Here is a 24,635-nt window from a genome sequence, read left to right as displayed (position 1 = left end):
CCCCCTTCCGAAAGGACATCGCGATGACCATCCAGCAGGACCGCTCCGCGGCCGCCGCCCCCACCGCTTCCGCGCCGATGACCGGCGACGAGTACATCCAGTCCATTCAGGACGGACGCGAGGTGTGGATCTACGGCGAGCGCGTCAAGGACGTCACCACGCACCCCGCCTTCCGCAACCCGGTCCGGATGACCGCCCGGCTGTACGACGCGCTGCACTCGCCGGACACCCGCGACGCGCTGACCGTGCCGACCGACACCGGCAACGGCGGCGTCACGCACCCGTTCTTCCGCAGCCCGCACACCGTGGACGACCTGCTCGCCGACCGCCGCGCGATCGAAACCTGGTCGCGGATGACGTACGGCTGGATGGGCCGCAGCCCCGACTACAAGGCCAGCTTCCTCGGCACGCTCGGCGCGAACTCCGACTTCTACGCGCCGTTCGAGGACAACGCGAAGCGCTGGTACCAGGAGTCGCAGGAAAAGGTCCTGTACTGGAACCACGCGATCATCAACCCGCCGGTCGACCGGAACCTGCCGCCGGACGAGGTCGGCGACGTGTTCATGAAGGTCGAGAAGGAGACCGACGCGGGACTGGTCGTCTCCGGGGCGAAGGTCGTGGCGACCGGGTCGGCCATCACGAACTACAACTTCATCGCCCACTACGGGCTGCCGATCAAGAAGAAGGAGTTCGCGCTCATCTGCACGGTGCCGATGGACGCGCCGGGCGTGAAGCTGATCTGCCGCACGTCCTACACGCAGCAGGCCGCGGTGATGGGCAGCCCGTTCGACTACCCGCTGTCGTCCCGGATGGACGAGAACGACACCATTTTCGTGTTCGACAAGGTGCTCGTGCCGTGGGAGAACGTGTTCCTCTACGGCGACATCGAGAAGATCAACGGGTTCTTCCCGGTCTCCGGCTTCATCCCCCGGTTCACCTTCCACGGCTGCATCCGGCTCGCCACGAAAATCGACTTCATCGCCGGGCTGCTGCTCAAGGCGCTGGAGATCACCGGCAGCAAGGACTTCCGCGGCGTGCAGACCCGCGTTGGCGAGGTCGTCGGATGGCGCAACACGTTCTTCGCGCTCGCCGACGCGATGGCGCGCAACCCGGACGAGTGGACCAACGGCGCGCTGCTGCCCAAGCTCGACTACGGCCTGACCTACCGGATGCTGATGATCCAGGCCTACCCGCGGATCAAGGAGATCATCGAATCCGACGTCGCCAGCGGCCTGATCTACCTCAACTCGCACTCGATCGACTTCAAGACCCCCGAGGTGCGGCCGTACCTGGACAAGTACGTGCGCGGCTCCAACGGCTACGAGGCGGTCGACCGGGTCAAGGTGATGAAGGCGCTGTGGGACGCGGTCGGCTCGGAGTTCGGCGGACGGCACGAACTCTACGAGCGCAACTACTCCGGCAACCACGAGAACGTCAAGGCCGAGCTGCTGTTCGCCGCCGAGGCGCAGGGCACCACCGAGTCGATGAAGGGCCTGGCCGAACAGTGCCTCGCCGAATACGACCTCGACGGCTGGACCGTGCCGGACCTCATCGGCAACGACGACGTCTCGTTCCTGAAGAAGCGGGGCTTCTGATCCGCCGCGGCGCCCTCGCGTTCCCCGGGGGCGCCGCGGTTCCCAGCACTGTCCGATCCCGGGAGGTTCGCGTGGGCACCGTTTTCTGGCACGGCACCGCCGAGGTGCCGGACGGCTGGGGCCCGTCGGTCGTCGCGCTCGGTGTCTTCGACGGACTTCACCGAGGGCACCAAAGGGTGCTGGACCGAGCGGTGCGCCTCGGTCGCGAGCGCGGCGCGCCGGTAGTCCTCACGACCTTCGACCCGCACCCCGCGACCATCGCCGGGCGACCGCGCGACACGACACCGGTGGCGACGGTGGAACACCGCGCCGAACTGGCCCGTCGGCACGGAGCCGACCAGGTGCTCGTCCTGCCGTTCACCGAATGCCTCGCTCGGACGTCCGCCGAGGAGTTCGTCGCCGATGTCCTGGTGCGCGCCCTCGACGCCACCGCCGTGGTCACCGGCAGCAACTTCCGTTTCGGCCACCGCGGGGCCGGGGACCCCGCCCTCCTGCGAAAGCTCGGGCACGTCTCCGGCTTCACCGCGCATGCCGTCGAGCTGCTTCCCGGTTGTTCCTCGACGCTGGTCCGCACCCTGGTCACGGCGGGTGATCTCGTCGGTGCCGCGGCGATTCTCGGCCGTCCGCATCGCGTGCACGGGACGGTCCGAGGCGAAATCGTCACGCCGTGCACGACGTTGTTGCCGCCCCCGGGAAAGTACTGGGCCCGCACCCCGTACGGCGACCGGACCGTGGCCGTGGAGGCCGGGCGGCTGCTCGCGGACCTGCCGGACGGGCCGACCGCGGTGGATCTCGTCGAAGCGAGGTGAGCTTCCGGCCGCCCAGGCGGCGGACCCGATCGCGTGCGCAGCACCGCCCGGATCGGCGACGCGGCGGCGTACGCGCCACTGCCCTGAACGACGCGTCCGGCCGTGCGGTGATACAGCACGGCCGGACGCGTCGTCAGCCCAGCCGGGGGAAAAGCGCGCGGGCGTTTCCGGAATCGATCGCGCGGCTTTGTCCGGCGGTCAATCCGCTTTCCGTGTCCAGGATCTCGGTGAAGCGGGTGCCCACTTCCGGTGGAGCGTAAGGGAAGTCGCTTCCGTAGAGGATCCGCGCCGGGTCGGCGAACCGGGAAAGCGCGCCGAAAGCGTATTCGCCCGACGACAGCGCGGTGTCCCAATAGAAGCGGCGGAATCGGGCCAGGAAGTCTTCGGCGGTCGGCCCGGCGGGTTCCAGCGCGGCCTGGATCTGGCAGAACCGCAACGCCGCGAAGGGCACGAAACCGCCTGCGTGCGAAAGGATGATCCGGACGTTCGGATACCGCTCGGTGATGCCGTGGAACACCATGTGCACCGCGTTGCGGGTGGTGTCGAACGGATAGTCCACCAGCGGCCCCGGAATCCCGGGGAGCAGCGGGACGAGCGGATGCGCGGGATGGACGAAGACCACCGCGCGCCGCCGGTCCAGCGCCGCCCAGAGCGGCGCGTAACGGCCGTCGCCCAGGTAGCCGCCGTCGTAGTTGGAAAGCAGGACCACCCCGTCGGCCCGGAGCGCGCCGAACGCGTGGTCGACCTCCGCGACCGCGCCTTCGATGTCGGGCAACGGGACGGTCGCGAACAACCCGAACCGGTCCGGGCGTTCCCGCACCAGCTCCGCGGTGTATTCGTTGACGCGGCGGGCCATCTCGCGACGCGCCGAGCCGGCCCAGCCCGTCACGCTCGGGGCGGTGAGCGACAGTACGCTCGTGGCGATGCCGTTGGCGTCCATGAACTTCAGGTGGTCGTCGGGCGTCCACGGCGGCAGCGTCCAGCCCGACGGGTCGCCGCCGTGCTGCGCGAGAGCCTCGCCCCAGAACGGAGGGACCAGGTGGGTGTGGACGTCGATGCGTTCGCGGTCGATCATGCCTCCACCGTGCGCCCTCGACAGCAGGCTCGGGAGGGGAAGAATCCGATCCCCCTCCCCCGGAGCCCCCGCTGATGGCGCGTGACCCGCGGCTCAGGCAGCTCGGCGCGTTCCTGCACGCCCGCCGCGACGAAGCCCCGCCGCCCGCCTCCGCCGGATCGGAACGCCGCCAGGTGCCCGGCCTCCGGCGCGGCGAGGTCGCAGCGCTGGCTTTCGTCAGCGACGAGTACTACACGCGGATCGAACAGGGCCGGGTCATGCCGAGCACCGACGTGATCCGCCGCGTCGCCGCCGCGCTCGGGCTGGACGACGACCAGACGCGGTACGCCCTCGATCTCGTCGCGGTCGCCGACGCCCCCGCGCCGAACCCCGAGCCGAGCGATCCGCTGCGCCGCCTCGTCGACCGGATGGGCGAGGTGCCCGCGATCCTCGTCGGACCGGAGACGTCGGTCCTGGCCTGGAACGCCGCGGCCGCGCGCCTGCTGACCGATTTCGGCGCGGTCTCGCCGGAACGCCGCCGGTACGTGCAGTTGCTGTTCACCGACCCGGTCCTGCAGAGCCGGTTCGCGGACCTGGAAGCGATGCGGCGCACGACCATCGGCATCGTGCGCGCGAGCACCCCGGCGGGCCCGCCGGCCGGCGACTGGATCGACGAGCTGCTCCCCGACCCCGCCTTCAAGGCCCTCTGGGAGCGCAACGACGTCGTGCTGCCGCACACCCACCTGCGGGTGCGGCTCCGGCTGCCGGGCGGCGTCGAGGAGCCGGTGGACCAGGTGGTGCTGCAGGTGGTCGACGATCCGCATCAGCGGCTGATCGCGTTCGTTCCGGCGGAGTAGTCAGGCGGCCCCTCGGCAGCCGCCCGCGATGTTGTCGGCGATTCTCGCTCCAGTGATCCGGAAGTGCGCGACTGGGCGTTTGCGCGTGCTGTGCAGTCCGACGCCGCCGCCGTCTTGGCCGCTGTGGTTGCGGGCGATCAAGCCGCCGGTGATGGTCAGCTCGCCGCGTGCGAGCGCGCACACTCGAACCCAGCAAAGACAGCCGAAAACCATTCCGCGAGGAATCGGCCGGGGGCGCAGGAAAAAGCGTCCTGGTTCACGCGAATTTCCGCGACCCGCGATCAGTTCCGCTAATCGACGGCGCTCAGAACAATGTCGCGGGCTCCACCGGCTCCGGCTCGGGCAGCGCCTCCAGGCTCGGCACCAGCGCGCGCACGTCGTCGTGGAACCGCCGGGCCAGCGCCGGCGCCTCGTCGTTGTCGGGAGTGTGCAGGAAAACCGTCGGCGAGCGGCCTTCCCGCAACCAGCCAGCGACCACTTCAGTCCACAGCCGCCAGCCCTCGACGGTTTCCTCCACCGAATCCCGCCCCAAGTAGCGGACGACCGGCCGGTCGGTCAGCGCCCGCGTCCGGCGCGGCAGCCGCGGCTTCTTGGCCCAGGCGTCCTGCTCGGCCTCGCTGGTCGGCGGGCGCTGGAAGAAGACCGTGGTGTCGAACGGCACCCATTCCGCCTCCGCGGCGGCGAGCGTTCCCTCCAGCAGCGACGTCGCCCTGGCGTCAGTGAAAAACTCGGGGTGCCGCACCTCCACCGCACGCCGGAGGCCGGCCGGGAGGCGGCGCAGGAAGCGGCCGAGGACGTCGACGTCCGCCGGGCCGAACGAACCGGGCACCTGGGTCCACAGCACCGCCCGCTCGCCGAGGGGTTCGAGCGCGTCCAGGAACGCCCGCATCTCGGTCTCGACCCCGGCGAACCGGCGCTCGTGCGTCACGGTCTTGGGCACCTTGACCACGAACCGGAAGTCGGGACCGGTCTGCTGCGCCCACGTCTCGACCGTGCTTCGCGCGGGGGTCGCGTAGAAAGTGGTGTTGCCTTCGACCGCGTTGCACCAGCCCGCGTAGGCCCGCAGGCGTTCCTTGGCGGGGAGCGACGACGGCAGGAACCGCCCGGGCCACGCCTTGTGCGTCCACATCGCGCAGCCGACATGAAGACGTGCCACTGTCGTCCGCTCCCCTCTCTCCCAAGGGGAAATTACTACCCGGGCGCCGGTTTCCGCGCACGCCCCTTCGTCACCCGTGCGTCCGGGGCCGGTAGTCGCCGTACTGCTGCCGCCGGGCGGGGCCTCGGCGGCGGAGCAGGTGCGCGGGCACGTAGTGGCTGACCGGCCGAGACCACTGCTCGTCGGCGGTGACGAGCTGGTAGGTGACCCAGCCGAGCAGCCCGCCGTCCTCGCGGCGCGCCCACTCGAACAGCAGCCCGGGATGCTCGGTCTCGATCCGCAGCCCGGCGCGGTCGCGCGGCGCGAGGATCTCCGTGCCCAGCACGAGCAGCTTGCGCACGCCCACCCATACCGGAATCGGCGGATCCACTCTCCGCACCGTCGACGGCCACTCGCTCACCTCTGGCTCACCTGCTCGCTTCCCCGCTCCGGGCCGTCCGCGTTCTCGGCGTCCCAGGACTGGAGTCGAACATGTGTTCGCATGAAGTGTCAAATTGGACTGGGCAGCGGCGGATGACCAGGTCCTTCCGCCCTCCTGGAAGGCCCGCGTTTCGGGGATGCCGCTGTGTGCGCGACAGCACACGCGAGGGTGCCGGGCGGTTTCCGTCCGGGCGGAGCGGGTAAACCGCCCGCATGCGGATCGTGCTCACAGGCGCCAGCGGCAACGTCGGCACCGCGCTGTTGCGTGCCCTCGGACCCGGCCACGAGATCGTCGGCGTCGCGCGCCGGGTGCCGGATCGCGTCGCTGAGCCGTACTCGCGAGCGGAGTGGCATTCAGTGGACATCGGCGCGCCGGGTGCCGACGAGGTGCTGACCGAGATCTTCAGCGGCGCGGACGCGGTCGTGCACCTGGCCTGGGCCATCTCCCCCGCGTGGGGCGACCCGCCGATGGCGCGCACCAACGAGCGCGGCACCGCGAACGTCCTGAAGGCCGTCAGCAACGCAGGCGTCGGACAGCTGGCGTGCGCCTCCTCGGCCGCGGCCTACGCGCCGGAGCCGAACGACGAAAAGGTCACCGAGGACTGGCCGTGCCGCGGGATCGCGGCGAGCGCGTACAGCCGGGGCAAAGCGGATCTCGAAGACGCGCTGGAACTGTTCATTTCCGCGCACCCGGACGTCGCCGTCGCGTGGATGCGCCCGTGCGCGATCCTGCAGCGGCGCGCGGCCGGCGAATTCACCCGCTGGCTGCTCCCGCCCGTGCTGCCGCCCCGCCTGGTCGGCGGCCGGTTCTCGCCGGTGCCGCTGTGGCAGGGCTTGCGGCTGCAGGCCGTGCACACCGACGACGTCGCCGAAGCTTTCCGGCTCGCGCTCGAGCAGCGTGCGGTCGGCCCGTTCAACCTCGCCGCCGAGGACGTGCTCGACGCCGCCGCGTTCGCGCGTGCGGTGGGCGGCACCCGGGTCTCGGTGCCGAAGCCCGTCGCGCGGACGGTCGCTCGCGCCGCCTGGCTCGCCGGACTCCAGCCGCTGCACCCCGGCTGGCTCGAACTCGCCGACCGCGCCGCGCTGGTCGACACCTCGCGGGCGCGGCTCGTGCTCGGCTGGACGCCGCGGCACAGCTCGGCCGAAACCGTGCGGGACCTGGTCGCCGGGATCCGCCGGAAGGACGGCGCGCCGTCGGCCCCGCTCGCCTCGGCGCGAACCGGACTGCTCGACCGCGCGCGGACGCTGGGCAGGGGCCGTCCGACCCGCCAGTCGCAGGCCTGAGCCCGTGCACACCGCCGACGCGATCGTCATCGGGGCCGGGCACAACGGGCTCGTCGCGGCCAACCTGCTCGCCGACGCGGGCTGGGAGGTCGCGGTCCTGGAAGAACAACCCGCCCCGGGCGGGGCCTTGCGCACCGAGGAGATCACCGCGCCCGGCTTCCGCTCGGATCTCTGCGCCGCGTTCTTCCCGCTCGGCGCGGCGTCCCCGGTCCTCCGCGGCCTCGACCTGACCGAGCACGGCCTGCGCTGGCTCCACGCGCCGGACGCGCTCGCGCACGTCTTCCCGGACGACCGCTGCGCCGTTCTTTCCCGCGACCTCGACCGCACCGCGGAATCGATCGCGCAGTTCGCTCCCGGGGACGCGAAATCGTGGCGGGAGCTTTTCTCGCAATGGCAAGGATTCCGCGACGAATTCCTGGACGCCCTGTTCACCCCGTTCCCGCCGGTGCGGGCCGGCGCCCGGTTCCTGCGCCGCACCGGGACCGCCGAATTGCTGCGGCTCGCACGGATGCTCACGCTGCCCGCCCGCCGATTCGCGCGCGAACGCTTCGAGGGCGAGGGCGCGCGGCTGCTGTTGTCCGGAAACTCCGCGCACAGCGACCTTTCCGTCGACAACGCCGGAAGCGCGGTTTTCGGCTGGCTGCTGGGGATGCTGGCCCAGGACGTCGGCTTCCCGGTCCCCGAAGGCGGCGCGAGCGAACTGGTGGCCGCCTTGGTGCGCAGGCTCCGCGCCAAGGGCGGATCTGTCCACTGTGGAACGCCGGTGACCGAGGTACTGGTGGCGCGCGGCAAAGCGGTCGGCGTGCGCTGCGCGGACGGCGAGCCGATCCGGGCGCGCAAGGCCGTGCTGGCCGACGTCACCGCGGAGGCGTTGTACGGCAACCTCGTCGCGCCGGAATGGCTGCCGGCGCGGTTGCTGGCGGATCTCCGGGTGTTCGAATGGGACAGTGCGACGGTGAAGGTCGACTGGGCGTTGTCCGAGCCGATCCCGTGGACCGCGAAGGACGCCCGCGGCGCGGGAACCGTCCATCTGGGCTGCGACGAGGACGGGCTGTCCGCTTTCGGCGCGGAACTGGCCCGCGACCGCGTGCCCGAGCAGCCGTTCCTGTTGCTGGGCCAGATGACGACGGCGGACTCGACGCGGTCCCCCGCCGGTACCGAATCCGTGTGGGCCTACACGCATATCCCGCGCGGCTGCGATCCCGAGACGGTGCGGCGCCAGGCCGAACGCATCGAGGCCACGGTGGAGCGCAACGCACCCGGCTTCCGGGACTTGATCCTCGCCCGCCGCGTGCAAGGCCCGGCGGACCTGGCCGGCCACGACGCGAACCTCGTCGGCGGCGCGATCAACAGCGGCACGACGGCGATCCACCAGCAGCTGTTCTTCCGCCCGGTCCCCGGTCTCGGCCGGGCCGACACGCCCGTGGACCGGCTGTACCTCGCCGGCGCCGCGGCGCACCCCGGCGGCGCGGTCCACGGGGGCCCGGGCGCGAACGCCGCCCGCGCCGCGCTGGCCCGCGACCACGCGCTCGGCCCGGGGTACGCCGCGCTGATCCGCGCGGCGAACCGAGCCGTCTACGGCTGACCCGGCTCCCCCGTCCCCCGCCAGCGTCCGAGCGCCAACGCCGACAACCGGGCCAGCGACTCCCTGTTCCGCGGCCCCAGCACGAGCGCCTGCACGCTCTCCGGCAACACCGCGCCGACGCCGCTCGTCACCCGCTCGGCCATCCGCACCGTCGTCTGCCCCGCCCCGTCCGGAACCAGCGACAGCTCGATCTTCGCCGTGCCGAGCGCGCCGCCGCGGGCCTCCAGTTCCAGCGAAACGCCGGGCTCGACGGCCAGCACCGCCGTGGTGTCCTCCAGCTGGAGCGGCCATCCTCCGATGCTGTGGTGGATCTGCGCGCCGACCTGGTGCCAGCTCGTGTCCACGTCGCGGATGTGGCAGCTGCCGACGACCCAGCCGGAGTAGGACCAGCCGTCCGCCAGGACCTCGAACACCGCTTCCGGCGGCGCGGGCACCGTCCGGCTCACTTCGACCATGCTTCTCCTCCTCGTTTCCCGCCGGATTCCCCCAGGGCGGGCGGGCAAACTCCGAGCTGCCCGCCCGCGGAAGGGCTCGTAGGCTGGAAGAGCCGGGACACCGGGAAGGGGGCGGGACGGTGGACAGCCAGCACCGGCAGCCGCTGTGGAAGGCCATCGCCTCCCCGCCCGGCGCGGACGGGTGGGCGCAGCGAGTGTGCCTCGCCTGCGCGGAAACGATGGGCCGGGTCGACGCGGCGATCCTGTCCCTGCGGGCGGGCCCGCGCTCGGAGCAGGTGCTGGGAGCCAGCGACCCGTGGGCGGCCCGGCTCGCGGAGCTGGAGTACACCGCGGGGGAAGGCCCCGGCACGGAGGCCTTCGAAACCGGGAGCGCGGTGCTGGTCCCGGATCTGACGATCGGCCAGGTGCGCTGGCCAGGATTCGCCCAGACCGCGCTCGCGACCGGCCTCGGTGCGGCGTTCGCGTTCCCCCTGCGGTTCGGGGACGTCCGGCTCGGCACTCTCGAACTCGTCCGGCACCGGCCCGGCGAACTGGCCGCCGCGGAGACCCGGGACGCCGCCCTCGCCGCCGACCTGACCACCGCGGCCCTGCTGCGGCAGTCCCGCGAGGCCGAACGCGCCGGGCGCGAATTCGCCCCGAGCACGGCGGTCTCGTACCAGGACGTGCACATCGCCACCGGCATGCTCGCCGCCCGGCTGCGGATCAGCCTCGACGACGCGTTCGCCCGCCTGCGCGCCCACGCCTACAGCTCGAACCGGCCGCTCCTCGACGTGGCCAAGGACGTGCTGGAGCGCCGCACCACCCTGGAGGAGCCGTCCGAATGACCCGCCGCCCGAAGAGACCGCGCAGTCCGGGCGACTGCCGCGGACCGGACTGAACCGGGACCGCCCGTCCGGCGCGGCTCCCGCTGCTCCGCGTCCGCCCGCGAGCGCGGACCGCCGCAGGTCGCTCCGAAATGATGAACCTTGGACCCTATCGCGGGCCCGCGCGGAAGAGCACCATGGAGCCTGGCACCGACCGGACGCACTCCCCCCAACCCGAGCGGGAAGCAACAATGCCGCACGCACAGCCGAATTCACTGCGGAATTCGCGGGTACCCAGCCCCGCCGCCGTCGAGGCGGCGGTGGCCGCGGCGCTGCTCGCTCCCGGCGTCTCCGACGCCCCGTTCTGGCAGTGGCGCACCGGCTACCGCACCCTGCACCTGTACGCGGACCCGGTCCGGTGGCGAGCCGCCGACGATCCCGCCGGGCGATGGCAGACCGTCAACAGCGGCGCGGCCCTGCACCACCTCCGGATCGCCCTCGCCGGTCTCGGCTGGGCCTGCGCCGTGGACCGGGTGCCGTGCCCGATCGAACCGGACCATCTGGCCGTCGTGACGCCGCAACCGGGCGAACCCGTTCCCGGCGAAGGCGCGCTGGCGACGGCGATCTCCCGGCGCCGCGAGGACTTGCGGCCGTGCGGTTCCCGTCCCGTGCCGTCCGACTGTCTCGACCGGCTTTCGCAAGCAGCCGCCCGCGAAGGCGCGGTACTGCACTTGGTGGAGGATCGTGCAGTCCGCAGCTACCTCATGACCGCGCTCGGCGAGGGCGCGCGGCTTCCTGCCCAGACGCGCCGCGAAGATGCGTACGCGAGAAGCGCGTCCCTGGCCGCTCCACAGGGTGTGCTCGTCCGCACGGCAACGGCGACAGCGGCAAAGCGGCTCCCCGGAAGCGAAGCGGAACCTCGAAGCGAGGGCGCGTCGCTCGTAGTGCTCAGCACGCCCGGCGACGACCGTCTCGCCTGGCTGCGCGCGGGAGAGGCGCTGAGTTCGGTACTGCTGACCGCGACCGCCCACGGCCTGTCGTCCGGACGGTTGAGCCGGACCAGCAGGCGGCTGCGCGAGACCCTCTCCGAACGCGTCACGCTGGGCCACGCACCCCAGGCGGTGCTGTGGGTGGGGCGGCCGCCGGTCGGCGTGAAACGGCTCCAGCGGACGAGGTCGCAGGCCAGCGTCGCCGACGTGCTCGAACCGCTCCAAGCCCCGGCGAGGCACGGCCGCTGACCGGCGGCGCCAGGTCGTCCACTTCCCACTGTGCCGAATGGACCCGGCTTTCGCGCGGGTGCTTTAGAGTGGCACCGTGGCAGCGGAAACCGGCGGATTCCCCCGCGCCGAGCGTCCCGGGCGCCGGCCGGTTCTTTCCGACGTCGCGCGCCTGGCCGGCACTTCCACCGCGGTGGTCAGCTACGTCCTCAACGACGGGCCGCGTCCGGTCGCCGAGAAAACGCGGCGCAAGGTCGAGGACGCCATCCGGATGCTCGGCTACCGGCGGAATCCGCTCGCCGGGGCGCTGAGCGGCGGCCGGTCCAATCTGGTCGGCGTGCTGGTGCCGGACACCGCGAACGCCTTCTACGGCGAGATGTCGCGCTGCCTCGAAGCGGAAGGCCGCCGCCGGGGATTGCTCACGCTGCTCGGCAACACCGATTACCGGCCGGGTCTCGCGGACGAATACGGCGAGGCGTTCTCCGAACTGCGGCCGCGCGGGATTTTCGTGACGACCGGCGAAAAACCTCGGCTGTCGACCGAAACGCCGTGCGTGTTCCTGCAGTGGACGGCACCGGACGATTCGCCGAGCGTGGTGTTCAACGACTTCGACGGCGCACGGCTCGTCACCGAGCACCTGCTCGGACACGGGTACGAAGACATCCTGTGCGTGGCAGGAGAAATCGCGGTAGGACCGGCCGAAGGACGCGAAGGCGGCTGGCGGCGGGCGATGGCGGAGGCCGGGCTGCCCGCCGAGGGCAGGCTCGTGCGGACGTCCTTCGACAAGGTCGAGGCGGGCCGCGCGGTGCGCGAGGTGCTGACGAGCGGCCGCCGGATCCGCGCGGTCTACGCGACCACCGACGAGCAGGCGCTGGTGACCATCCGCATCGCGCACAGCCTGGGTCTGCGCGTGCCGGAAGACCTCGCGGTCGTCGGCTTCGACGGCACGAGGGAAGCCCGCCTCGGCGACGTCCCGCTCACCACCGTCCGCGTCCCGCTCGAGGAATTCGCCGTCCGCGCCTTCGACGCCCTCGACGGCCGAACCGGTTCGTCCATACTGGACGGAACCCTCAGCATCGGCGTGACCTGCGGCTGCGACCCCGGTGCCGCCGAAGGAACCGCACACGCCGGAGCCGCCGCCCGCGGATGACCGCCCCGCCGCGAGGATCAGCGACGATCCGCGACGGGGCGGTTCGCTACCGCGCGAGGGTGTTGTGCTCGTCCGACGCGTACTGCGGATTCAGCGACAGCGCGCTGAACCGGAACGGCCGGTCCACCCGCGTGAAGCCGAGCGGGCAATGCCGCGTGCCGGCCGGCAGGTAGACCGAACCGCTGGTCGTGATCACGTGGCGGTGGCCCTCGATGTCGAGATAGATCTCCGCGCCGAGGTCGTCCGGGTCCTCCGGGTTGTTGCCGTGCCAGATCAGGACCTCGTCGTAGTCGTGCTGGTGCTCCTTCACCCACTGGACCGGAGCGTCGCATTCGCCGATCCACGTGTAGGTGAGGTGGATCTTGCTCTCCGGCACCTCCTTCGCGCGCATGAGGGCGAGCGATTCGCCGACGTTGGGCGGCTCGACGACGCCCGCCGCGGCGCCCTCGTTGACGAGGTCGTCGAGACAGTTGGGCATTTTCCTCACGAACAGGCGCTCGTACGGACTGGTCATGCGGCTGCTTCCTCCTCTGCTCGGCTGACGGCACGGAGCCGGTCGGAGGCCACTCTAAACGATTATCTTCTCCACTTGTAGACTCTTTCCTCCCGTCGGAACTGGCCGTACCCTGTGGCGACGCTAGGCGTATCTAACGGCTTAGATTTCTGGCTTCCCTGGAGGTCCCCAGTGTCGCGCAGACCCCGATGCCTGCCAACCCTCCTGCTCGCCGCGGCGCTGGTCGCCGGCTGCAGCCCTCCGGACGACGCGGCCGCGGGCGGGGCCGACACGCTTCGCGTCGCCGTCTCCGCCGACGCGGGCGAGAGCCTCAACCCCTACGTCGGCAGCCAGAGCCCGATCCAGGAACTGCGCACCTCTCTGCTGTTCGAGGGCCTCACCGCGCTGGACCCGGCCGGCCGGGCCGAATGGCGGCTCGCGACCGGCATGACCTCGAACGCCGACCGGACACAGTGGACGATCACGCTGCGCCCCGGCGTGAAGTTCACCGACGGCACCGAGTTCACCTCCGCCGACGTCGTGTCGAGCATCGAATACCTGCGCGATCCCGCGCACGCCGCGCAGGGCCTCTCGCTGATCCAGATGATCGACCCCGGCCGCATTCAAGCGGTCGACAAGCTCACCGTCCGAGTAGGCCTGACCGAACCGTTCAGCCCGTTCAAGGAGATCTGGGCGAGCGTGCTGCTGCCGATGACCAAAACCGGTTCGGCCCCGGCGAAGCCGATCGGCACCGGACCGTTCGCGGTCAAGTCCTTCGCTCCCGGCCGTCAGTCCACTGTGGAACGCTTCGCCGGTTACTGGGGCGAGAAACCGAAGCTCGCCGCTGTCCAGCTGATCGAGTACCAAAGCCAGCAGGCGCAGGCGAACGCGTTGCTGTCCGGCCGCGTCGACATCGCCTCGAACACGACCCCGACGATCGCGAAATCGCTCGTCGGCCGGGACGGAATCCAGCTGCTGGACAGCAAAGGCAACTTCAGCCTGCGGATCGGGCTCAACACGGCAGTCCCGCCGTTCAGCGACGTCCGGGTGCGGCAGGCCTTGCGGCTGCTGGTCGACCGGCAGCAGATCGTGTCCAACGTCTTCAGCGGCTATGCCCGGATCGCGAACGATTACGAGACCACCGCTCCCCCGTGCGCCGCGCCCGGCATTCCGCAACGGACTCCGGACGTCGCGACGGCGAAACGGCTGCTGGCCGAGGCCGGGCAGAGCGATCTCGCGTTCGCGATCACCACCGACGGCCTGCTGCCCGGCATGTCGGAACTGGCTCAGGTCTTCGCGCAGAACGCCGAGCAGGCCGGGGTGAAGGCGAGCGTCAACGTGGTCCCGACGCCGGAACTGCTGGCGAAATGGGGCAAGTGGCCGGCCTACGTCGACTACAACCCGGTCCCCTACCTGCCGTCCGTGCTCGGCTCGCTGCTGCCCGACCGGATCGGCAACGGCGCGAACTGGAACGACCCCGCATTCGTGAAGCTTGCCGGAAAACTGTTCTCCTCGCCCGAAAAAGACCAATGCGCGCTGATGAACCAGATGCACGAGATCGAGTACACGAGCGGCCCGAACATCACGCCCGCGTTCTCCGACGTGCTCATGCCGCACCGGCCGACGGTGCACGGGCTGGTGCCGGACGTCAACGGCCGCCCGCTGTCGTTCCTGACCGGGGTGACCGTCGAATGACCGCGCGCTGGCTCGCGCGCTGGCTCGCGCTGGGCGTGCTCGTGCTGCTGCTGGTCTCGATCCTGATTTTCCTGGTGACACAAGCCTTGCCCGGCGACGTCGCCCGGATCATCCTCGGCAAAGACGCCACCGTCGAGCAGGTGGCCGCGTTGCGCCATCAGCTCGGGCTCGACCAGCCGCTCGTGGTGCAATACGGCCACTGGCTCGGCGGGCTGCTCACCGGCGACCCGGGAGCGTCGCTGCAGAACCGGGAACCGGTGTCGGACATCCTCGGGCCGCGGATCGTGAACTCGTTCACCCTCGGCTTCCTTTCGATGCTGCTGATCCTGCCGTTATCCGTCGTCGCCGGGGTCTTGAGCGCCGCCCGTCGCGACAGTTTCGCGGACAAGGCGTTCGTCGCGGTCACGTCGCTGAGCATGGCGCTGCCGCCGTTCGTCGTGGGGATGCTGCTGATCGCGCTTTTCGCCACCTCGCTGCTCGGGGTGCTGCCGGGGGTTTCCGACCTCCCGCCCGGCGACCTGCCGTGGTGGCATCCGGCGGAACTCGTGCTGCCGGTCGCCACGCTCACGTTCATGGGGGTGATGTACTTGGGCCGCCTGGTCCGTGCTTCGGTCATCGACGCGCTCGACAGCGAATACGTGCAGATGGCCGTCCTCAAAGGACTCACCCGCCGACGGATCCTGTTCCGGCACGCGCTGCCCAACGCGATCGCGGCGAGCCTGCCCGCCGCCGGTCTGGTCGCGGCCGTCACGATCACCGGCGTCGTGGTGGTCGAATACGTCTACTCGTACCCCGGACTCGGCACGGCGCTGGTCAGCGCGGTGAACTCGCACGATCTGCCGGTGGTGCAGGCGTGCGTGCTCATCCTCGCGGCCACCTACTACCTGTGCAACCTCCTCGCGGACGTCCTCGCCGCAGCGGGGCGGACCCGATGAGCGTCTCCGCGGTGCGCCGCGCGGCCCGGACCGGACGTGCTCGGCTGGGTCTGGGCTTGCTTGCCGCGACCGGGTTTATCGTCCTCTTCGGCCCGTTGCTCGCACCGTGGCCGCCGACCGCCATTGTCGCCCCGCCGTTGGAAGGCCCGAGCGCGAAATTCCCGCTGGGCACGGATCTTCTCGGCCGGGATGTGCTCAGCCGGCTGCTCTGCGGAGGCGGCACCCTCATCTGGATGACGCTCCTCGCCACCGCCATCGGCGTGCTTCTCGGAGCGCTCATCGGCCTGACCGCGGCCTATCGCGACGGGCTCACCGACACCGTCCTCATGCGCGCGATGGATGTGGTGCTGAGCTTCCCGGAGACCATCTTCGTACTGGTCTTCGTGGCCGCGTTCGGCCGGCACCCGCTGCTCACCGCGTCGCTCGTCGGGGTCGCGTTCGCGCCGGGCGTCTCGCGCGTGCTGCGCGGGGCCGCGCTGCCGGTGCTCGACAGCGAATATGTGTTGTGGGCCAAAGCGAACGGGTTGCCCGGGCGGCAGATCGTCCTCGGCGAGGTGCTGCCCGGCGTGACGTCGCCGCTGATGGTGGAGACCGGGATGCGGCTGGTGTGGGCGGTCACCGCGATCGCGTCGCTGAACTATCTCGGCTTCGGCATCACCCCGCCCGCACCGGATTGGGGGCTCATGGTCAGCGAGAACCAGGACGGCCTCGCGGCGGCGCCGCTGCCTGTGCTGGCCCCGATCGCACTGATCCTGATGATGGCGCTCGGCGGCAACCTCGTCGCCGAATCCGTCGCCCGGACTGTCAGCCGCACGGAAGGGAAGAGCTGACGTGGCCAAGGAAGTCGCGGTGTCGGGCGTGACCGTCGAGGCCGCCGGACACCCCATCGTGCGGGACCTCGGCTTCGAACTCGGCCGCGGCGAAGTGCTCGGCGTGGTCGGCGAATCGGGTTCCGGCAAAAGCACGCTCGCGCTCGCCCTGCTGGGTTTCGCCCGCGCCGGAGCGACGATCACGAGCGGACAGGTCGTCGTCGACGGCGTCGATCTGCTTTCCTTGCCCGCTACGGAATTGCGGCGCGCGCGAGGCCGGAAAGTGGCGTATGTGCCCCAGGATCCGGCGACCGCACTCAACCCGAGTCTCCGCGTCGCGACCCAATTGACCGAAGGGCTGGGCCAGCCTGCGCGGACCCAGGTGCGGCAGGTGCTGGACACCGTCGGGCTGCCCAGCGACGACGCGTTCCTGCGCCGCCGCCCGCGCCAGCTTTCCGGCGGCCAGCAGCAACGGGTCGCCATCGCGATGGCCATCGCCGCCGGTCCGCGGCTGATCGTGCTCGACGAGCCGACGACCGGACTCGACGTCGCCACCCAGTCCCGGGTGCTCGGCCTGGTCCGGGAACTGTGCCGGACCCGCGACCTCGCGGCGATTTACGTGTCGCACGACCTCGCGGTGGTCGCCGACGTCGCCGACCAGGTGCTGGTCATGTACGGCGGCGAGGTGGTCGAACACGGCACCACCCGCGATGTCCTCACCCGCGCCGCACATCCCTACACCCGGGCCTTGCTGGCAGCCGTGCCCTCCGCGACCCACCGGCACCGGCTGGTCCCCATCCGCGGCCGCGCGCCCAGCATTGACGAGCCCCGGGTCGGATGCACCTTCGCACCACGCTGCGATTACGCCACGGATGCTTGCCGCACAACGCATCCAGTGCTGACCCGTTCGACTTCCGGCACCCTCGCCCGGTGCCTTCACACGGAGAAAGTAGCTCGGAACGCCCTCGCCGTACCGCGCGCTCCCGAGCCCGACGTGCCTCCTGCGGACCAGGCGGCCCTGTTGTCGGTCTCCGGCCTGAACGCCAGCTACCGCGGACGACAGGTCGTCTTCGACGTCTCCTTCGACCTGCGGCCCGGCCGATGCCTCGCCGTCGTCGGCGAATCCGGCAGCGGAAAAACCACCATGTCACGCTGCCTGGCCGGGCTGCACGCCGAACACCAGGGCTCGCTGCTCTTCGAAGGCAAGCCAATCCCCGCCGCCGCGGCCCGGCGAGACTCCCGCACGCGGCGTCAGCTGCAGTACGTCTTCCAGAACCCCTACGGCTCGCTGAGTCCACATCGGACTGTCGAGGACGGTCTGCTGGTCGCGCTGCGCCACTGCTTCGGCGTCACCGCCCGCGAAGGCCTCCGCCGGGCCCGCGCCGCGCTCGACCGCGTCGAAATCCCGGCCCGGCTGGCCGGCCGCTACCCGGCGGAGTTATCCGGCGGGCAGCGTCAGCGAGTCGCGATCGCGCGGGCGCTGGTGTGCGAGCCGAAGCTGATCATCTGCGACGAGGTGACGTCCGCTTTGGACGTTTCGGTGCAGGCGTCCGTGGTGGAGTTGTTGCGCTCGCTGATGGACGACGGCCCGTCGATGATCTTCGTGACGCACAACCTGGCGGTGGTGCGCAGCATCGCGGACGAGGTGGTCGTGCTCAGCGAGGGCCGGGCCGTCGAATCCGGACGCACTGACCAGGTGCTCGCCTCCCCCGCACATCCGTACACGCGGAGCCTGCTCGCCGCGACGCTGGAGGTGCCTACGAGCTGACGCGGCGGTAGCGGATGTGAGTGGTCAACGGCGAATGCAGCACCTCGACGGGCTCGAAGCCGAAGGATTCCACCCCTTCGAACATTCGCTCGCCAGAGCCGAGCAGGACGGGCGTGATGTCGAGCGTCAGCTCGTCGATCACCCCGGCGTTGAGCGCCTGCCGCACGGTCGAAGCGCCTCCGGCGATGTCGACGCCCTTGTCGCCGGCGGCCTCGCGCGCGGCCGCGTAGGCGGCGTCGAACCCGTCGGTGACGAAGTAGAACGTCGTCCCGCCCTCCATCTCGATCGGCTCGTGAGCGTGGTGCGTCAACACGAAAACCGGCGCGTGATACGGCGGTTCGGCGCCCCACCAGCCGGACCAGTCCTCGTCCCACTCGCCGCGGACGGGACCGAACATGTTGCGCCCCATCACATACGCGCCCCGCGGCCGCATCAGCCACCCACTGGCGGTCTTGTCCGCGTCGGTCGCGCGAGGATCGCCGATGTGCCACCCGTGCAGTTCCAGCCCCCGCCTCCCGAGCGGCTGGTCCCGGCTCTGCCCCGGCCCGGCGACGAAACCGTCCAGCGACATCGACATATGACAGGTGGTGTCCGGCACGGGAGCCTCCCGAGTGATTGCGATCTGCAAGCGGTTAGAGCGAACATAGCAGGAGGGCGGCGGAAGCGCTATGCGTCAAGCCCCGGCTCAGCCGGCCAGCTTGCCCACGAACGTGGTCGCGCGATGCCACGCGAAGTACGGTTCGGTCGTTTCCCGATGAGCTCCGCACCGGCGGCCGGCCAGCTGGCTCATGCGCAGCTTGAGACTCCCGGCGGGAAGCTTGTCCAGTTCGACAGTCCGGATGCGGCCGGTCCCGTCGACGGTCACCCAGCCCGATTCGTACAGGATGTCGCAGCCGAAACTGCAGGCGAGCATCGCGATGTCGCGCAGATTCCGCCGTTCGTCGTCGGTGCAGGCGGCCCGTTTCTTTACGTGCGCGGCGACCAGGAATTTCAGCGGAAACTCGTCGCCGCACAACGCACAGGGCGCGCTCTCGCGATCACCGGCGAGCAACTGGCGGAGCTTGCTCTGTTCGGCCCGGACTTTCACTTGGGTCGGCACGTCCAGCTCGCCGTAGTGCACGTCCGCCGGATCCGGTTCGGCGCTGGCGCTGTCCAACGTGAGCGTGGGCGAGGACGGGTCGCTGCTGACGTGCGGCAGCTTGGTCAGCAGCGCTTCGACGAACGGGCTCCCGTGACCGAATTCTTCCACCGAAACCTGGAGCGTGCCGCGCGTGCGGAGCACATCCATTCCGCGCTGGACATCCTCGATGGGAACGGGCCGACCTTCGGGCGACTGATCGGTTCCGACCAGCACCGATTCGTCCCCGACCCGGAGAATCCGGTTCTCCTCGCCGGCGGGAGTCGAGATCGTCTCGCCGATGAGGCCCCGGAGCAGATCCTTCGCTGAGGACTGCGGCGCCTTCGAAGAAGGCGCCGCCAATTCGGCCTCGAGGCGCGCCGCATCGTCCGGGCCGTAGCCCGGAACCTCCAGTCGCAACTCGATCCGCTTCTGGTTGTTGCTCTCCTTCGTCGCGCCGTCCTTCAGGCCGACCTTCCCGGACGCCCGGGTGATCTGCCGCCGCACCTGGTTGAGGTCGCTCTCTTCGGCCAGGCGGATCGGAATCGGGACAATGCTGCGCTCGGACTCCGGCAGACGGGCAGCCTGTTTGGACGCCACGACGCCGGAGACCACGACCGCCCGCCGGTCGCGAAGGCGGCCGAGCAGCAGCTCCAAGGCGTCGTTGTACTGATCGTTGCGCGGCCGCGGCCCGGCGCCCCGGCCGCCTGCGCTCTCCATGACCAGGCTCAACCGGCCGTCGACGGACACCACGGAGTACTCCGCGTTCAGCGGTTCGCCGCTGTCCTCACTTGCCAACACGAGGCCAGCCTGCCAGATCTTCCCGGCCCCCGTTCGGAATCAGAACAGCGACCCCACCCCGACCGCCGCGCAGATCGACAAGAACAGTCCGCCCACCCCGAACCCCAGGGGCTTCTGCCGCCACGCCGTGTGCCGGTCCAGGGCGTACCACCCCGGGCCGGTCAGCAGCAGGGCCAGTGCCATCGCCGCGAGGGTCAGTTCCAGTTCGAAACCCGGGCCGCTGCTGCCGAACAGGCCGCCCGCCCACTTGACCCGCACCGCGCTGAGCGCTACGCCCAGCAGGCCCGCCGCGGCGAGCGGGGTCAGCAGGCCCAGTGCCAGCAGGGCCGCGCCGCCGACCTCGGTGATGCCGGTCAGCCAGGTCAGGAATTCGATGTTGTGGCTGAACCCGTAGCCGCGCAGCAGGTTTTCGAAGTGCGCCATGTCCGAGCCGCCGAACAGGCCGAAGACCTGCATGAGCCCGTGCGCCCCCATCGCGACCGCGAGCATCAGCCGCAGCACCAGCAGACCGTAGTCCAAGCCGCCATTCTCATCCGACCAACGGGACATGTTCGCCACGCCGGACACCCTAGCCATCACCCGGACCGGTCCGGGCGACCCGCCGGACGTGTCGCGGAAAGCGGGGCGGACGTCACGGCGCGGAGGCGGCGCCTTCGGGCAGGTAGCTGTCCCGGAAACCGAACGCGCGCGGCGAGGACCCCTTCTCCCGCAGCAGTTCCAGCCGCTCGACGGCCTCCTCGACCGTCGGCACGTGCCCGGCGGGCACCCACCACAGCACCTGGAACGGGGCCTTCGGCAGCTCGAACCATTCCGACCGGCGGCGCAGCATGTCCAGGTGGCCGCTGCGGTAGACGTAGTCCCACAGCGCGTCGCGGTTCTCCCAGACCGACATGTTCACCAGGACGTCGGCGCCGAGCGAGGTCCGGATCGCGGTCGCGTCGTTGCCGCCGTCCTCGACCAGGCGCCACACGAAGCCGGGCGCGTTGTCGGCGACCTCGTTCAGTGTGTCGAGCATCGACGTGAAGCCGTGCATCCGGGGGTCGTCGAGGGGATGTCTGAGGATGCCCACGTTGAGCTGGGCGAGGTGATGTTCCGTCACTCCTTCACCTCACCATCGCCGGGCCTTCTATGTCAACTCTCATTATTTTTAGAAGGCTCGACGACCACGCAGCACAGCCCGGGGCGCGGATCCATCCGGGCCCGCAGCCCTTCGGCGTCGTCGAGCAGCCCTTCCAGCAACGCCAGGTTCATGCCGCACACCAGCCCTGGATGCCGTTGCGAGAGAACATGGAAGGGGCAGTTGACGAGACGCAGGACCTCGCCGTCCTCGCGAGGTTCGTAGCCGCGGGCGGCCAGGAGTTCCTTCGCCGCGGCGAGATCCCCGATCGGGCAAGCCGCCGCGCGCCCCTCGCGCCGGGCGGCGGCCTGCAGTTCGGTGTCGAGCCGGGCGACCTCGGCGACCTCGGCCAGCAGATCAGCGGCGGTGCGGTAGTCGCGGGCCGGGACGGAGAACTGCCGCTCGGCACCGGACCGGCGGTAGAGCTTCGCGGGACGACCGGCGCCCGGGCCCGAACGCCCGCTCAGCCGCTTGCTCTCCGTCTCCAGCAGCCCGGCGTCGACGAGCTTGTCGAGGTGGAACGCGGCGAGCGTGCGCTGGATCCCGGCCCCCTCGGCCGCCTCGTTCCGGCTCACGTCGTGGTCCCGGGAAACCACGTAGTCGTACAGCCGCCGCCGGACCGGGTCCTGCAGGACGGCGATCGCCTCGATGTCTTCCACGCCGCCAGTCTAAGAACAACGACAATGCGCGTTAGAGGACGCCGCTCCCCTTCACGCCCCGCCGCGTCGCGACCGACCGCGGCGGCTCGGCGCGCATGTGGTCGCGGACGCGGGCCATGATGCCGCCCAGCGCCTCCAAGTCCGAAGTGGACAGTGGAGCGAACAGCAGCCGGCGGACGGCGTCGATGTGCCCGGGGAGCACCTTCGCGACCAAGTCCCGGCCCGCGTCGGTGATCCCGACGACCGTGGCGCGCTGGTCGTCCGCGCTGGGACCGCGGGTGACCAGGCCCGCCTTTTCCAGCAAGCCCGCCTGATGGGTCAGGCCGCTGCGGCTGTAGACGACGCCGTCGGCCAGTTCCGTCATCGTCAACGGCCCGTCGGAATCGGCGAGCCGGGCCAGCAGTTCGAACTGGACGTAGCTCAGGTCGCCCTCGGCCCGCAACTGCTGGCTGACGGCGTGCTGCAGCAGGCTCACCGACTCCATGAGCGCGAAATAGGTAGCGAGCTCCTTGGGCTCCAGCGCGTCCGCCATGCCGCCAGTCTAGATGCTTCGAAGTCGAATCATTGTGGCCGCCCTCACGCCTCCGAGACTTTGCTTCGAAGTCGAAGCATACTCGACCGGAGGTTGCTTCGACTTCGAAGCACATTACGGAGGATGCCATGAAAGCAGTGCGCTACCACCGCTACGGCGGAAGTGAAGTCCTGGCCGTCGAGGAAGCCGAGCGGCCGGCGCCCGCCGAGGGGCAGGTGCTCGTGAAGGTGGCCGCCACCTCGTTCAACCCGGTCGACCTCGGGATCCGCGCGGGCGGCCTGCAGGAGGTCTTTCCCTTGGCCTTCCCGCACGTTCCGGGAATCGAGGTCGCGGGGACGATCGCCGAACTCGGCCCTCGCGTCGAGGGCCACCGGGTCGGCGATGCGGTCGTGGCCTTCCTGCCGATGAACGCCGACGGCGCGGCCGCCGAATACGCCGTCGTTCCCGCGAACGCGCTGGCCGCTGCCCCGAAGACAGTCGATCTGCCCGACGCCGCCGCGCTGCCGGTCGGCGGATTGACGGCCTGGCAGGCGCTTTTCGACAACGCTCGCCTGCAAGCGAGCCAAACTGTTCTGATCAACGGCGCTGGCGGCGCGGTCGGCAGCTATGCCGTGCAACTCGCCCATCAGGCAGGCGCGACCGTCACCGCGACCTCGAGCCCCCGCACCGAGGAACGCCTTCGCGAATACGGAGCCGACCGGCTCATCGGACACCTCGACTTCGCCTCCGCCGCGGTGGACGGAGCGCCGTTCGACGTCGTGCTCAACCTCGTGCCCACCACTCCGGAAGAAACCGCGGCGCTCGCCGACCTGGTCGCCGACGGCGGCGCACTGGTCAGCGCCACCACTCCCCCGCCGGAAAACCCTGGACGCGGCATCCGGACGGCTCGGGTGTTCGTCGCCGGCAACGCCGAGCAGCTGACCGAACTCGTCGAACGGGTCGACGCGGGGACGCTGCGGATCACTGTCGCCGACCGTCGGCCGCTGGCAGATCTCCCTGCCGTACATGACGAAGCGGCCTCGGGACGACTGGCCGGCAAGACTGTCCTGATTCCCTGAAAGAGGTCTTTCCTCGAGGCCGGACTCTATCAACTGATTGAATCAGCTGATAGAGTCCGTGCCATGGGCACCGAAGCCGCGCGGATCCCCGCCGCTCGCGGAGCGGCGACCGAGCAGCGCCTGATCGCCGCCGCGGAACGGCTTTTCGCCGAGCACGGCGTCGGCGCGGTGTCGTTGCGGACCGTCATGCAGGCAGCGCAGACGAACGTCGCGGCGATCCACTATCACTTCGGTTCCAAGGAGGGCCTGCTCGACGCGGTCCTGCGCAGCCGGCTCGACCAGGTGACCGGCGAGCGGAACGCGGTGCTGCGGGAATTCCCCGAAAAAGGCGTCACCGCAAGGGAATTGGCCCGCGCGTTCGTGCAGCCGGTGGTCGCGGTGCTCGAATCGGGCGGCGAATGCTGGCTCCGGCTGGTCGGCCAGCTGCTGGCGACCGGCGGCGACGGACTGGACGCGGTCGCCGAATCCTTCTTCGAGCGCAACGCCGCGTTCGTCGGCCTGCTGGACCGGCTGAGCCCCGGAATCCCCCGCCGGACGCTCGATTTCCGGCTGTCCCAGGCGATGACCGTGACGCTGAACGTCCTCGGCGACGTCGGCCGCACCCGCCGCCTGCACGGCCCGGACGCGGCGGACTGGACCGCCGGCCAGCTTGTCGACGACCTCGTCGACGTCGTCGCCTCGATACTCGCCGGCCCGCCCGGGGCCCGCCGCAGGAAGTGAGGAACCGATGGGAACCAACCAGCGAGCGCAGATCGAGATGACCCCCGAGGAAATCTCGGCCTACCTCGCTTCGCAGCGCACCGCGACCCTGGTGTCGCTCGGCCCCGGCGGGCATCCGCACGCGGTCGCGATGTGGTACGCGGTCATCGACGGCGTGCTGTGGTTCGAAACGAAAGCCAAGGCGCAGAAGGCAGTCAACCTCCGCCGCGACCCGCGCGTCACCGTGCTCGTCGAGGACGGACTGACCTACGACGTCCTGCGCGGCGTCTCGCTCGAAGGACGCGCCGAGGTCGTCGACGATCCGGACGCGCTCTGGGCGGTCGGGGTCAACGTCTGGGAGCGATACCACGGCGAGTACACCGACGACGTGAAGCCGATGGTGGAATTCATGCTCCGCAAACGGGTCGCGATCCGCGTCGACGTGGAGCGGATCCGTTCCTGGGACCACCGCAAGCTCGGACTCGACCCGATGCCGCTCGCCGGATCGACCGCCGCGCACTGCCCACCGCCCGCCCGCTGACGCGTTCGCCCCGCCAGGAGGTTCAC

The 24,635-nt window shown here is 70.6% G+C and carries 27 protein-coding genes; 15 read left to right on the top strand and 12 right to left on the bottom strand.

The features are described 5' to 3' along the window. Positions 1-23 precede the first annotated feature (23 nt). Positions 24-1,595: a 4-hydroxyphenylacetate 3-hydroxylase family protein gene (locus SSMG_RS16705; RefSeq protein WP_050788205.1), complete on the top strand. Its 1,572-nt coding sequence runs from the start codon at positions 24-26 to the stop codon at positions 1,593-1,595. A 71-nt stretch (positions 1,596-1,666) separates the two neighbouring features. After that, a complete protein-coding gene (locus tag SSMG_RS16700; protein WP_050788204.1) occupies positions 1,667-2,404 on the top strand; it encodes an adenylyltransferase/cytidyltransferase family protein in 738 nt (245 codons plus the stop codon). Positions 2,405-2,537: 133 nt separating this feature from the next. Here SSMG_RS16700 and SSMG_RS16695 read toward each other — a convergent pair whose 3' ends face one another. Further along, positions 2,538-3,479: an amidohydrolase family protein gene (locus tag SSMG_RS16695; RefSeq protein WP_009077718.1), complete on the bottom strand. Its 942-nt coding sequence runs from the start codon at positions 3,477-3,479 to the stop codon at positions 2,538-2,540. Positions 3,480-3,553: 74 nt separating this feature from the next. On the opposite strand from SSMG_RS16695, the gene SSMG_RS16690 reads away from it, so the two are divergent. Further along, complete coding sequence (locus tag SSMG_RS16690) at positions 3,554-4,315, top strand: helix-turn-helix domain-containing protein (protein WP_009077715.1); 762 nt, start codon at positions 3,554-3,556, stop codon at positions 4,313-4,315. On the opposite strand, the gene SSMG_RS16685 is transcribed toward SSMG_RS16690, so the two are convergent. The 3 genes from SSMG_RS16685 to SSMG_RS16675 form a co-directional block, all read right to left on the bottom strand. Then, a complete protein-coding gene (locus SSMG_RS16685) occupies positions 4,316-4,498 on the bottom strand; it encodes a hypothetical protein (RefSeq protein ID WP_037713925.1) in 183 nt (60 codons plus the stop codon). It abuts the gene before it with no gap. A gap of 121 nt (positions 4,499-4,619) precedes the next feature. Next, the gene (locus tag SSMG_RS16680) at positions 4,620-5,471 is read right to left on the bottom strand and encodes a DUF72 domain-containing protein (RefSeq protein WP_009077710.1); all 852 of its coding nucleotides are present in this window, start codon (positions 5,469-5,471) and stop codon (positions 4,620-4,622) included. Positions 5,472-5,541: 70 nt separating this feature from the next. Continuing rightward, entirely contained in the window at positions 5,542-5,871 is a 330-nt protein-coding gene (locus SSMG_RS16675) for a hypothetical protein (protein WP_009077708.1), read from the bottom strand. A gap of 233 nt (positions 5,872-6,104) precedes the next feature. Between SSMG_RS16675 and SSMG_RS16670 the strand changes: the two genes are divergently transcribed. Further along, positions 6,105-7,175 carry an NAD-dependent epimerase/dehydratase family protein gene (locus tag SSMG_RS16670; protein ID WP_009077707.1) on the top strand — a complete coding sequence of 357 codons (1,071 nt, stop codon included), beginning with the start codon at positions 6,105-6,107 and terminating at the stop codon, positions 7,173-7,175. A gap of 4 nt (positions 7,176-7,179) precedes the next feature. Further along, positions 7,180-8,760: an NAD(P)/FAD-dependent oxidoreductase gene (locus SSMG_RS16665; RefSeq protein ID WP_009077704.1), complete on the top strand. Its 1,581-nt coding sequence runs from the start codon at positions 7,180-7,182 to the stop codon at positions 8,758-8,760. On the opposite strand, the gene SSMG_RS16660 is transcribed toward SSMG_RS16665, so the two are convergent. Continuing rightward, positions 8,751-9,215, bottom strand: a complete 465-nt coding sequence (locus tag SSMG_RS16660; RefSeq protein WP_009077702.1) for an SRPBCC family protein — start codon at positions 9,213-9,215, stop codon at positions 8,751-8,753. The two genes, SSMG_RS16665 and SSMG_RS16660, sit on opposite strands and share 10 nt — an antisense overlap. A 119-nt stretch (positions 9,216-9,334) precedes the next feature. On the opposite strand from SSMG_RS16660, the gene SSMG_RS16655 reads away from it, so the two are divergent. The 3 genes from SSMG_RS16655 to SSMG_RS16645 all read left to right on the top strand — a co-directional run bounded on the left by SSMG_RS16655 (position 9,335) and on the right by SSMG_RS16645 (position 12,385). Beyond that, on the top strand, positions 9,335-10,039 hold the full coding sequence (locus tag SSMG_RS16655; RefSeq protein WP_009077700.1) for a GAF and ANTAR domain-containing protein: 705 nt from the start codon (positions 9,335-9,337) through the stop codon (positions 10,037-10,039). Between the two features lie 230 nt (positions 10,040-10,269). After that, positions 10,270-11,256 carry a hypothetical protein gene (locus SSMG_RS16650; RefSeq protein ID WP_009077698.1) on the top strand — a complete coding sequence of 329 codons (987 nt, stop codon included), beginning with the start codon at positions 10,270-10,272 and terminating at the stop codon, positions 11,254-11,256. Positions 11,257-11,332: 76 nt separating this feature from the next. Continuing rightward, positions 11,333-12,385, top strand: a complete 1,053-nt coding sequence (locus SSMG_RS16645) for a LacI family DNA-binding transcriptional regulator (RefSeq protein WP_009077695.1) — start codon at positions 11,333-11,335, stop codon at positions 12,383-12,385. A gap of 46 nt (positions 12,386-12,431) precedes the next feature. Here the strand turns inward: SSMG_RS16645 and SSMG_RS16640 are convergent, their stop codons facing one another. Continuing rightward, the gene (locus SSMG_RS16640; RefSeq protein WP_009077693.1) at positions 12,432-12,899 is read right to left on the bottom strand and encodes a hypothetical protein; all 468 of its coding nucleotides are present in this window, start codon (positions 12,897-12,899) and stop codon (positions 12,432-12,434) included. 171 nt (positions 12,900-13,070) lie between these two features. On the opposite strand from SSMG_RS16640, the gene SSMG_RS16635 reads away from it, so the two are divergent. From SSMG_RS16635 to SSMG_RS16620, 4 genes are read left to right on the top strand one after another with little or no spacing between them, the layout of a single operon-like run. Then, a complete protein-coding gene (locus SSMG_RS16635; protein ID WP_050788203.1) occupies positions 13,071-14,573 on the top strand; it encodes an ABC transporter substrate-binding protein in 1,503 nt (500 codons plus the stop codon). Then, positions 14,570-15,508 carry an ABC transporter permease gene (locus SSMG_RS16630; protein ID WP_009077689.1) on the top strand — a complete coding sequence of 313 codons (939 nt, stop codon included), beginning with the start codon at positions 14,570-14,572 and terminating at the stop codon, positions 15,506-15,508. Before SSMG_RS16635 ends, SSMG_RS16630 begins: the two co-directional genes overlap by 4 nt. Then, entirely contained in the window at positions 15,505-16,338 is an 834-nt protein-coding gene (locus SSMG_RS16625) for an ABC transporter permease (RefSeq protein WP_009077687.1), read from the top strand. The genes SSMG_RS16630 and SSMG_RS16625 overlap by 4 nt, the downstream gene beginning before the upstream one ends. 1 nt (position 16,339) lies before the next feature. Then, the gene (locus SSMG_RS16620) at positions 16,340-18,085 is read left to right on the top strand and encodes an ABC transporter ATP-binding protein (protein ID WP_037713920.1); all 1,746 of its coding nucleotides are present in this window, start codon (positions 16,340-16,342) and stop codon (positions 18,083-18,085) included. Here SSMG_RS16620 and SSMG_RS16615 read toward each other — a convergent pair. From SSMG_RS16615 to SSMG_RS16590, 6 genes are all read right to left on the bottom strand, one after another. Continuing rightward, entirely contained in the window at positions 18,075-18,683 is a 609-nt protein-coding gene (locus SSMG_RS16615) for a dihydrofolate reductase family protein (protein ID WP_037713917.1), read from the bottom strand. The two genes, SSMG_RS16620 and SSMG_RS16615, sit on opposite strands and share 11 nt — an antisense overlap. Positions 18,684-18,770: 87 nt before the next feature. Continuing rightward, positions 18,771-20,003: a hypothetical protein gene (locus SSMG_RS42440; RefSeq protein ID WP_050788202.1), complete on the bottom strand. Its 1,233-nt coding sequence runs from the start codon at positions 20,001-20,003 to the stop codon at positions 18,771-18,773. A gap of 39 nt (positions 20,004-20,042) precedes the next feature. Next, a complete protein-coding gene (locus SSMG_RS16605; protein WP_100266809.1) occupies positions 20,043-20,522 on the bottom strand; it encodes a DoxX family membrane protein in 480 nt (159 codons plus the stop codon). 112 nt (positions 20,523-20,634) lie between these two features. Further along, positions 20,635-21,102 carry a DUF3291 domain-containing protein gene (locus tag SSMG_RS16600; protein ID WP_009077677.1) on the bottom strand — a complete coding sequence of 156 codons (468 nt, stop codon included), beginning with the start codon at positions 21,100-21,102 and terminating at the stop codon, positions 20,635-20,637. A 32-nt stretch (positions 21,103-21,134) separates the two neighbouring features. Next, the gene (locus tag SSMG_RS16595) at positions 21,135-21,779 is read right to left on the bottom strand and encodes a metalloregulator ArsR/SmtB family transcription factor (protein ID WP_009077676.1); all 645 of its coding nucleotides are present in this window, start codon (positions 21,777-21,779) and stop codon (positions 21,135-21,137) included. Positions 21,780-21,810: 31 nt separating this feature from the next. Further along, positions 21,811-22,311 (bottom strand): MarR family winged helix-turn-helix transcriptional regulator, encoded by a 501-nt coding sequence (locus SSMG_RS16590; protein ID WP_009077674.1) that lies wholly within the window; start codon positions 22,309-22,311, stop codon positions 21,811-21,813. 128 nt (positions 22,312-22,439) lie between these two features. Between SSMG_RS16590 and SSMG_RS16585 the strand changes: the two genes are divergently transcribed. From SSMG_RS16585 to SSMG_RS16575, 3 genes are all read left to right on the top strand, one after another. After that, positions 22,440-23,369, top strand: a complete 930-nt coding sequence (locus SSMG_RS16585) for an NADP-dependent oxidoreductase (RefSeq protein WP_009077673.1) — start codon at positions 22,440-22,442, stop codon at positions 23,367-23,369. 63 nt (positions 23,370-23,432) lie between these two features. After that, a complete protein-coding gene (locus SSMG_RS16580) occupies positions 23,433-24,089 on the top strand; it encodes a TetR/AcrR family transcriptional regulator (protein WP_009077670.1) in 657 nt (218 codons plus the stop codon). Between the two features lie 7 nt (positions 24,090-24,096). After that, positions 24,097-24,609: a pyridoxamine 5'-phosphate oxidase family protein gene (locus SSMG_RS16575; RefSeq protein ID WP_009077668.1), complete on the top strand. Its 513-nt coding sequence runs from the start codon at positions 24,097-24,099 to the stop codon at positions 24,607-24,609. Positions 24,610-24,635: the final 26 nt, after the last annotated feature.

The sequence above is a fragment of the Streptomyces sp. AA4 genome (genome assembly GCF_000158875.1).
Classification (GTDB): domain Bacteria; phylum Actinomycetota; class Actinomycetes; order Mycobacteriales; family Pseudonocardiaceae; genus Amycolatopsis.
This window is presented reverse-complemented; position numbering and strand designations above follow the sequence as displayed.

Excerpts from the sequence above, each read along its gene's own strand:
- SSMG_RS16640 (WP_009077693.1), bottom strand. The coding sequence starts at position 12,899 with ATGACCAGTCCGTACGAGCGCCTGTTCGTGAGGAAAATGCCCAACTGT.
- SSMG_RS16575 (WP_009077668.1), top strand. The coding sequence starts at position 24,097 with ATGGGAACCAACCAGCGAGCGCAGATCGAGATGACCCCCGAGGAAATC.
- SSMG_RS16670 (WP_009077707.1), top strand. The coding sequence starts at position 6,105 with ATGCGGATCGTGCTCACAGGCGCCAGCGGCAACGTCGGCACCGCGCTG.
- SSMG_RS16630 (WP_009077689.1), top strand. The coding sequence starts at position 14,570 with ATGACCGCGCGCTGGCTCGCGCGCTGGCTCGCGCTGGGCGTGCTCGTG.
- SSMG_RS16660 (WP_009077702.1), bottom strand. The coding sequence starts at position 9,215 with ATGGTCGAAGTGAGCCGGACGGTGCCCGCGCCGCCGGAAGCGGTGTTC.
- SSMG_RS16585 (WP_009077673.1), top strand. The coding sequence starts at position 22,440 with ATGAAAGCAGTGCGCTACCACCGCTACGGCGGAAGTGAAGTCCTGGCC.
- SSMG_RS16695 (WP_009077718.1), bottom strand. The coding sequence starts at position 3,479 with ATGATCGACCGCGAACGCATCGACGTCCACACCCACCTGGTCCCTCCG.
- SSMG_RS16625 (WP_009077687.1), top strand. The coding sequence starts at position 15,505 with ATGAGCGTCTCCGCGGTGCGCCGCGCGGCCCGGACCGGACGTGCTCGG.
- SSMG_RS16705 (WP_050788205.1), top strand. The coding sequence starts at position 24 with ATGACCATCCAGCAGGACCGCTCCGCGGCCGCCGCCCCCACCGCTTCC.
- SSMG_RS16580 (WP_009077670.1), top strand. The coding sequence starts at position 23,433 with ATGGGCACCGAAGCCGCGCGGATCCCCGCCGCTCGCGGAGCGGCGACC.
- SSMG_RS16650 (WP_009077698.1), top strand. The coding sequence starts at position 10,270 with ATGCCGCACGCACAGCCGAATTCACTGCGGAATTCGCGGGTACCCAGC.
- SSMG_RS16690 (WP_009077715.1), top strand. The coding sequence starts at position 3,554 with ATGGCGCGTGACCCGCGGCTCAGGCAGCTCGGCGCGTTCCTGCACGCC.
- SSMG_RS16590 (WP_009077674.1), bottom strand. The coding sequence starts at position 22,311 with ATGGCGGACGCGCTGGAGCCCAAGGAGCTCGCTACCTATTTCGCGCTC.